General features: G+C 64.1%; 1 pseudogene. It reads left to right on the top strand.

Annotation, left to right across the window (positions count from 1 at the left end):
- Positions 1 to 410 (top strand): annotated as a pseudogene (locus tag BFP99_RS01770) (DNA/RNA helicase, superfamily II protein); the annotation flags it as partial.

Genomic DNA, 410 nt, shown 5'->3' with positions numbered 1-410 from the left:
ACGTTGGCGCAGCACATGGCGGATGCAAACAAGGAGCTGAAAGCCGGTATGGAGGTGCGCATGCTCGCCGTGCCAGCGGATGCCAGCAAAGGCCTCGGCATGTTCGATGTGCTGAATGGTTTTGAGGACGCTGCCGCCCTCTCCGATGCGCTCAAGGCCCGAGTAGCCAAATATTACGGCACGCCCCTCACCGCTTTCCTGCACGCACTGTGTGTGCCCGGGGAAATGCTCAGGTGGACAGTGATCGTGCGCCGCACGGTGGAACAGTTCATCACCCAAAACCTACCAGCCTCGGCCAGTGGTCAGGCGCAGCGTGCCGCCCTTCGCTTCGGCCTCGCCGCCGCCGCCGGAGAGTTGGCTACCGCCTTTGGTGTTACCGGCTGGCCGGATGGCACAGCCACGACCGCCGC

Source organism: Pseudomonas sp. 1 R 17 (genome assembly GCF_900067035.1).
GTDB lineage: Bacteria > Pseudomonadota > Gammaproteobacteria > Pseudomonadales > Pseudomonadaceae > Aquipseudomonas > Aquipseudomonas marginalis.
The sequence above is the reverse complement of the archived record's forward strand: the minus strand, read 5'-3'. Positions and strand labels throughout refer to the sequence as shown.